8 protein-coding genes are annotated in these 6,164 nt (G+C 69.9%); 4 read left to right on the top strand and 4 right to left on the bottom strand.

Annotated features, from left to right (window positions below):
* From AC3XYG_RS11705 to AC3XYG_RS11695, 3 genes are all read right to left on the bottom strand, one after another.
* Nucleotides 1-527, bottom strand: a 527-nt coding sequence (locus tag AC3XYG_RS11705; protein ID WP_489140007.1) for an MATE family efflux transporter, incomplete at its 3' end; no start/stop codon positions are given.
* A 17-nt stretch (nt 528-544) separates the two neighbouring features.
* Complete coding sequence (locus AC3XYG_RS11700; RefSeq protein WP_489140006.1) at nt 545-1,168, bottom strand: DUF2239 family protein; 624 nt, start codon at nt 1,166-1,168, stop codon at nt 545-547.
* 97 nt (nt 1,169-1,265) lie between these two features.
* Nucleotides 1,266-1,634, bottom strand: coding sequence for a VOC family protein (locus tag AC3XYG_RS11695; RefSeq protein ID WP_489140005.1), 369 nt, complete (start codon nt 1,632-1,634; stop codon nt 1,266-1,268).
* A 381-nt stretch (nt 1,635-2,015) separates the two neighbouring features.
* Here AC3XYG_RS11695 and AC3XYG_RS11690 point away from each other — a divergent pair, with 381 nt between their 5' ends.
* The 3 genes from AC3XYG_RS11690 (at nt 2,016) to AC3XYG_RS11680 (ending at nt 3,787) form a co-directional block, all read left to right on the top strand.
* Entirely contained in the window at nt 2,016-2,693 is a 678-nt protein-coding gene (locus tag AC3XYG_RS11690; protein WP_489140004.1) for a glutathione S-transferase family protein, read from the top strand.
* A gap of 6 nt (nt 2,694-2,699) precedes the next feature.
* Nucleotides 2,700-3,062 carry an ArsR/SmtB family transcription factor gene (locus tag AC3XYG_RS11685; RefSeq protein ID WP_489140003.1) on the top strand — a complete coding sequence of 121 codons (363 nt, stop codon included), beginning with the start codon at nt 2,700-2,702 and terminating at the stop codon, nt 3,060-3,062.
* Between the two features lie 158 nt (nt 3,063-3,220).
* The gene (locus AC3XYG_RS11680; RefSeq protein ID WP_489140002.1) at nt 3,221-3,787 is read left to right on the top strand and encodes a TetR family transcriptional regulator; all 567 of its coding nucleotides are present in this window, start codon (nt 3,221-3,223) and stop codon (nt 3,785-3,787) included.
* Nucleotides 3,788-3,797: 10 nt separating this feature from the next.
* On the opposite strand, the gene AC3XYG_RS11675 is transcribed toward AC3XYG_RS11680, so the two are convergent.
* Entirely contained in the window at nt 3,798-5,462 is a 1,665-nt protein-coding gene (locus tag AC3XYG_RS11675) for a Na/Pi cotransporter family protein (protein WP_489140001.1), read from the bottom strand.
* Between the two features lie 190 nt (nt 5,463-5,652).
* Between AC3XYG_RS11675 and AC3XYG_RS11670 the strand changes: the two genes are divergently transcribed.
* The gene (locus AC3XYG_RS11670) at nt 5,653-6,105 is read left to right on the top strand and encodes an NUDIX hydrolase (RefSeq protein WP_489140000.1); all 453 of its coding nucleotides are present in this window, start codon (nt 5,653-5,655) and stop codon (nt 6,103-6,105) included.
* Nucleotides 6,106-6,164: the final 59 nt, after the last annotated feature.

The raw sequence follows: 6,164 nt of genomic DNA, 5'->3' as shown, positions 1-6,164 counted from the left end.
CTGCTGCTGACGCCGCGCATCATCGACGTCATCAGCAGGAACACGAACAGCCCCGGCATGGCGATCAGCATGATCCGGCCATAGGCGGCGGAATCCGCCAGGATGTCGGGCGGCGTTCCCACCGCGGCCAGCAGCGACCGGGCGAAGGCACCGCCGAACAGGGCGACGAACAGCCCGGCCAGGATTGTCACCGACAGCGTCGTGCCAGCGATCGCCTTGACCTTGTCCGGGTCCTTGGCGCCCCAGGCCTGGCCGATCAGCACCGCGGCGCCGCCGCCGAGGCCGATGATGAACGAGATGAAGAAGAACAGGATCGGGAAGAAGGCCGAGACGGCAGCCAGCGCCCCGACCCCGATCATCTGGCCGAGATAAATGCCGTTGATGGTGCCGGACAGGGCCTGGAGGATGTTGCTGAGCATCATCGGCCCGAGGAACAGCAGGAACGTCTTCCACAGGGATGAGGCGGGTGCCGTGACGGCGGGCGGCGGCCCGGGACGCGGGGCGGCGGTGTCGATGACTTTGGACATGATGAGCCCTTCCCCCCTCAGGCCGGCCGGGGCGCGTCGAATACGACCCCGTCAAAAACCAAGGCGGCCAGCCGCAATGCATGATCCCGGATGTCGTCCGGCCAGGAAGCGGCCAGCGCCTGGAAGCGTGCGCCATCCTGGGCGAACAGCGCGCGCGACGCGTCCTCGAAGCCGGGCCGGTCGCCCGCCATCGCCCGCATGAAGCGATAGACGGCGTCCTGCGCCTGGCGCTGCCGGTCGCGCCCCTCGCCGCTGCGCCGGGCCTCGTCGACCAGGCGGCGCAGCGTCACCGAAGCGCCGCCGGGCTGCTGCGCCAGCCAGTCCCAATGCCTCGGCAGCAGCGTTACCTCGCGGGCGACGACGCCCAGCCGCGGCCGGCCCGGGCCACGCGGCCCCTCCACCGCCGGGACGTCCGCAGCGGCCGGAAGCCGGGCCAGCACCTCGGCCTCGCTGCCGCGCAGGTCGAATTCGACCAGCAGGCTGGTGGCGTCATCGAACACCAGCACCGGCGCCGTGCCGCCGCTGTCGGCCGCCCGCTTCACCGCCAGCGCGACATCGGCCAAGGGGCCGGAGGCGATGCGGCGGGCGCCCTCGAAGGCGGTGCAGGTCGGGATCGGTGTATCGGTGGCATCCGGGGTCATGGCGCCCTCCTGCGGCGCAAACTGGAAGTGCCGCCTTATACCCGGGTAAAAATCGCCCGTCAATTCCACCCGGGCAAAATTCAGCATCCCCACATGATCAGGGGGCGTCGCGGCAGACCGCCTCGATGTTGTGCCCGTCCGGGTCGAGGATGAAGGCGCCGTAATAGTCCGGGTGGTACTGCGGCCGCGGCCCGGGCCCGCCATTGTCGCGGCCGCCGGCGGCCAGCGCCGCGGCGTGGAACCGGTCCACGGCCGCCCAGTCCGGCGCGGCAAAGGCGACATGGGTGCCGGTGACGCCGCCGGGCTTGAGCCCGATCCAGAAGAAGGCCTTCCGGCCGACGCCATAGCCGGCGGCGTCCTCGCCATCGGCATACAGCCGGGTGATGCCGATCGCCGCCAGCGCCGCGTCATAGAAGGCCTGCGACAGCGCGAAATCGCCGACCCCGATCGTCACGTGATCCAGCATCCCGTCCTCCCGCGATTGCCGTCGATCCGCGACGCCATTATCGCAGCCCGGCGGCCAGTCCGGAAGACCGGCGTCCCGTCGCCGGGGTCGGCCTGTCCGTGCACACGGTCGAGGACCACGTCAAATCGTTGATCTGGAAGCTGCGGGCGTCGAGCCGGACCGAGGTCGTGACCACGGCGCTGCAGCTCGGCCTGCTTGCCCCGAATCCGGCGCACGGGTCCCGACCGCCCCTGCCGGCCTGGAGGCCGGCCGATGCCGAACCGACGGCCTGCATTCGATGCTTCACGAATAGTAAGCCAAAGCGGAAACCAATTCTTGCAGCTCCCGGTCCGGCCTGATAGTTAGCTGATGCAGAAACTATCCGCCCAAGGGAGCGCGACGATGGCCCTGACCCTGTATTTCCATCCCCTGGCGTCGTTCTGCCACAAGGTCCTGATCGCCCTGTACGAGGCCGGGACGCCGTTCGAGGGCCGCATCGTCGATTTCGGCAACCCGGCCTCGGCTGCCGCGTTCCTGGACCTGTGGCCGGTGGGCAAGATGCCGGTGCTGCACGATGCCGGCCGCGGCCGGACGATCCCGGAAACCAGCATCATCATCGAGTATCTCGACCGGCATCATCCCGGTCCGGCGCCGATGATCCCGCAGGATGCGGACCAGGCGCTGCAGGCGCGGCTGTGGGACCGGTTCTTCGACCTCTATGTCCAGGGGCCGATGCAGAAGCTGGTGGCCGACCGGATGCGGCCGGCCGACGGCAAGGATCCGCAGGGCGCCGCGGAGGCCCGGGCGACGCTGGCGATGGCCTATGGCATGATCGAACGGCAGCTGGAGCAGGGCCCCTGGGCCAATGGCGACGACTTCGGCATCGCCGATTGCGCCGCCGCACCCGCGCTGTTCTACGCCACCATCATCGTACCGCTGGGCCCCGAGCATCCGCGCACCGCCGCCTATTTCGACCGCCTGGCCGACCGCGCGTCGGTGGCGCGCACGCTGCGGGAGGCGCAGCCCTATTTTCCCCTGTTCCCGATGCGGGACGCCATCCCCGCCCGCTTCCTGGCCTAGTGGGCCATGCAGGGATCCCACCAGCCCCCCGACGCCGCCCATCTCGACCGCCTGTTCCACGCGCTGGCGGACCCAACCCGGCGCGCCATGGTCGAACGGCTGGGCCGCGGCCCCGCCTCGGTGAAGGAGCTGGCGCGGCCGCTGGCGATGGCCCTGCCGTCGGTGCTGAAACACCTGCATGTGCTGGAGGCGGGCGGCATCGTGCTGTCCGACAAGGCCGGCCGTGTCCGCACCTACCGGATCGAGACAGCCGCGCTGGCCCAGATCGAGCAATGGGTCGCGGCGCGCAAGGCGTCCTGGACCGATCGCTTCGACCGCCTGGACCAATACCTGGCCGACACCGCCGATGAGCCCGGAGCCGAATCATGACCGCCCGATCCACAGCACACGACACCTTCGTCATCGAGCGGCTGGCGCTGGATGTGATCGAGACACCGCCGGGCACACCCCGGCACTGACGCCGGCCGGCGTTGCGCAGCGGGCTCGGCCATCCCATAAATGAACATTCGTTTACAATAGAGAGTGCCGTGCCCCGCCCCCGTTCCCTGTCCGACGAAGCGCTGCTCGACGGTGCCCTGGCGGTGATGCGCCGGGTCGGGCCGGAGGGCACGACCTTCGCCGCGGTGGCGGCGGAGACCGGGCTGGCCCCCGCCACGCTGGTGCAGCGCTTCGGCACCAAGCCGGCACTGGTGCAGACGGCGCTGCTGCGCGCCTGGGACCAGCTGGACGCCCGCACCGCCGAGGCCGATGCGGCAGCGCCCGCGACCCCCGCTGGGGCGGTGGCGTTGCTGGTCGCCCTGTCCGGCGACTATGGCGAGGGCGACGACTATGCCGAAGGGCTGCTGGTGCTGCGCGAGGACATGCGCGACCCGGTGCTGCGCCGCCGCGGCGTGGCCTGGGGCGAGAGACTGGCCGGCGTGCTGGGCCGGCGGCTGGCCGATGCGTCCGGGCCGCGGCCGGATCTCGGCCGGCTGATGGCGGCGCGGTGGCAGGGCGCCGTGCTGTGGTGGGGCTTCGAACGCGGCCGGCGGCTGGCCGGGGCGGTGACGGCGGAGCTGGAGGCCTGGTGCCGGACGGTCGGGGCCGGTTCGTAGACCCTGCCCATCAGCTCCTGTCGTTGTCCGTCACCCGGCTGGTCAGCAATTCGCCCGCACGCTCCAGCACCGGATAGGCGGCGGCCGCCACGATTTGGCCGTTGACCCGCTTCATGTCGCGCAGCAAATCGAGATGCAGCGCGCTGGTCTCCGCCGTGTCGCGCCGGCCGGTGCGCAGCCGGTCGAAATGCGACTGGGTGGCCGCCGCCTCCAGGTCGCGGAACGTCACCTTCTCCTCGACCAGCATCCGGGCGGTGCGGCGATCTTCGGTCATGAACAGCGACGCGGCGGTGCGCAGGTTGACGGCCAGCCGGTCCATCATCGACAGCAGCTCGGCCTCCCCCTCCTTCGAGAACACCAGGCCGCGCTTCATCCGCTTGGTGGCGTGCGGCAGCAGGTTGCGGTCCACCACGTCGCCGGCCTGTTCCATGTTCATGGCGAAGTTCAGGATCTCGCCGAGCCGGCGGTGGTCCGCCTCGCTGAGCCCGTCGGGGTCGAGCGAGGTGAGGTAGTTCTTGATCGCGGTGTTCAGGTGATCCAGCACGTCGTCCATGCGGTGGGTCTCGGCGATCAGCCGGCGGTCGCCGGTCTGCAACGCATCGCGGGCGCCGTGCAGCATCGTCTCCAGCACGTCCGACAGGCGCATCGCCTCACGCGCAGCACCACCCAGCGCGACGATCGGCGTCTCGCGCGCCGCGGCGTCGAGATAGAGCGGCCGTGACGGGTCGGCCGGGTCGACACGCCGCGGCAGCAGGCGCCGCAGCAGCTTGGCGTAGGGCGTGAGCAGCGGGAAGAAAATCACCGCTAGCGCCAAGTTGAACAGGGTGTGGAAATCCGCCACGGCGCGGGCGTTGTCGGGTTCGATCGTCACCATGAATTCGCCGATCGGCCCCAGCAGCACCATGGCCAGCAGCACGCCCAGGCCCCGGTTGATGAGATTGCCGTATGGCAGCCGCCGGTCGGCGGGGTCGCCGCCCGACACCCCTTCGATGACAGGGTTGATCGCGGTGCCGAGATTGGCGCCCAGCACCAGGGCAAAGGCCGCTTCCGGCGGCACCACGCCATTGGCCGCCAGCGACATGATCAGCAGCACCACCGCCACGCTGGAATGCGCCGCCCAGGTGAAGGCCGCGGCCAGCAGCACGTCCAGGATCGGCGTGGTCGAGATCGCGCCCAGCAGCAGGCGCAGGCTGGGCGCATCCTCATAGGGAATCATCAGCTGCAGCAGCTGGTGCAGCGCCATCAGCATCAGGCCGAGGCCGATGAAGACCCGGCCGAGATCATGCGTCTGGGTGCTGGAATCGCGGCGGAACAGCAGGAAGCCGATCAGGACCAGCGCCGGCGCGGCCTCGGCGACGTCGAAGGACAGGACCTGCACGATCAGCGTGGTGCCGACATTGGCGCCCAGCATCACGGCCAGCGCCGGCACCAGGTCGACCAGGCCACCCGCGGCGAAGGCGGACACCATCAGGCCGGTGGCCGTGCTGCTCTGCAGCACGGCGGTCACGCCGATGCCGGCGAAGAAGGCGCGGAACCGGTTCTTCAGGGCGCTGCCGAGGATGGCGCGCAACTTCGGGCCGAAGGTGCGCTGAATTCCCGTCTGCACCATATGCGTGCCCCACAGCAGCAGGGCGATGGCGCCGGCGAGATCGATCAGGGTGACGGGGAAGCTCATTCTCGAAATATCCTTCGCGGCGTCCGAAGGCGTTCGCCTCTCGCCGCGTCTTCACATAGTCTCGGGTCAAGGCTTGGCCGGGGCTTGCCAAAATGCGACCGGATAGGACGGAACCCCGGCAATGGCGCAATCGTTCCCGATGGGCCGGAGCGGTCGAGGCTGGCCGGACAGCAATATCGGGGGAACCGCCGTGCCCGGCAAGTCCAAGGCCATTCGCATGCAGTACGGCGCCCTGCCTTATCGCCGCAGGGATGACGGCTCGATTGAGATCCTGCTGCTGACCTCGCGCCAGACACGCCGCTGGATCATCCCGAAAGGTTGGCCGATCAAGGGCCTGAAACCGGCGAAATCCGCGGCCCGCGAGGCCTATGAGGAGGCCGGCGTGCGCGGGACGGTGAAGGCGAAGTCGATCGGCAGCTTCGTCTACGAGAAGGGGCTGGAGGACGGGCTGACCGTGCCCTGCGAGGTGCGCGTCTTTCCGCTGCTGGTCACACGCCAGCACAAGACCTGGCCGGAAGCCCACCAGCGTGAGTCGAAGTGGCTGGACCCGGCGGAGGCGCTGCCGTTGCTGGAGGAACCGGCGCTGCGCGCACTGATCGCCGCCTTCGTCACCCGGATGGCGGAGCACGCCGCAGCCGAGTGAGGCGGCGTGCAGCCGCAGGGCCGCCAGCGGTTTTGACGACGGTCCGCTTTGGTGGCAGG

The sequence above is a fragment of the Inquilinus sp. genome (assembly GCF_057815775.1).
This window is presented reverse-complemented; position numbering and strand designations above follow the sequence as displayed.

What these genes read in the sequence shown, in the direction of transcription:
- AC3XYG_RS11695 (WP_489140005.1), bottom strand. Translation starts at nt 1,634, where the DNA reads ATGCTGGATCACGTGACGATCGGGGTCGGCGATTTCGCGCTGTCGCAG.
- AC3XYG_RS11700 (WP_489140006.1), bottom strand. Translation starts at nt 1,168, where the DNA reads ATGACCCCGGATGCCACCGATACACCGATCCCGACCTGCACCGCCTTC.
- AC3XYG_RS11675 (WP_489140001.1), bottom strand. Translation starts at nt 5,462, where the DNA reads ATGAGCTTCCCCGTCACCCTGATCGATCTCGCCGGCGCCATCGCCCTG.
- AC3XYG_RS11685 (WP_489140003.1), top strand. Translation starts at nt 2,700, where the DNA reads ATGCAGGGATCCCACCAGCCCCCCGACGCCGCCCATCTCGACCGCCTG.
- AC3XYG_RS11690 (WP_489140004.1), top strand. Translation starts at nt 2,016, where the DNA reads ATGGCCCTGACCCTGTATTTCCATCCCCTGGCGTCGTTCTGCCACAAG.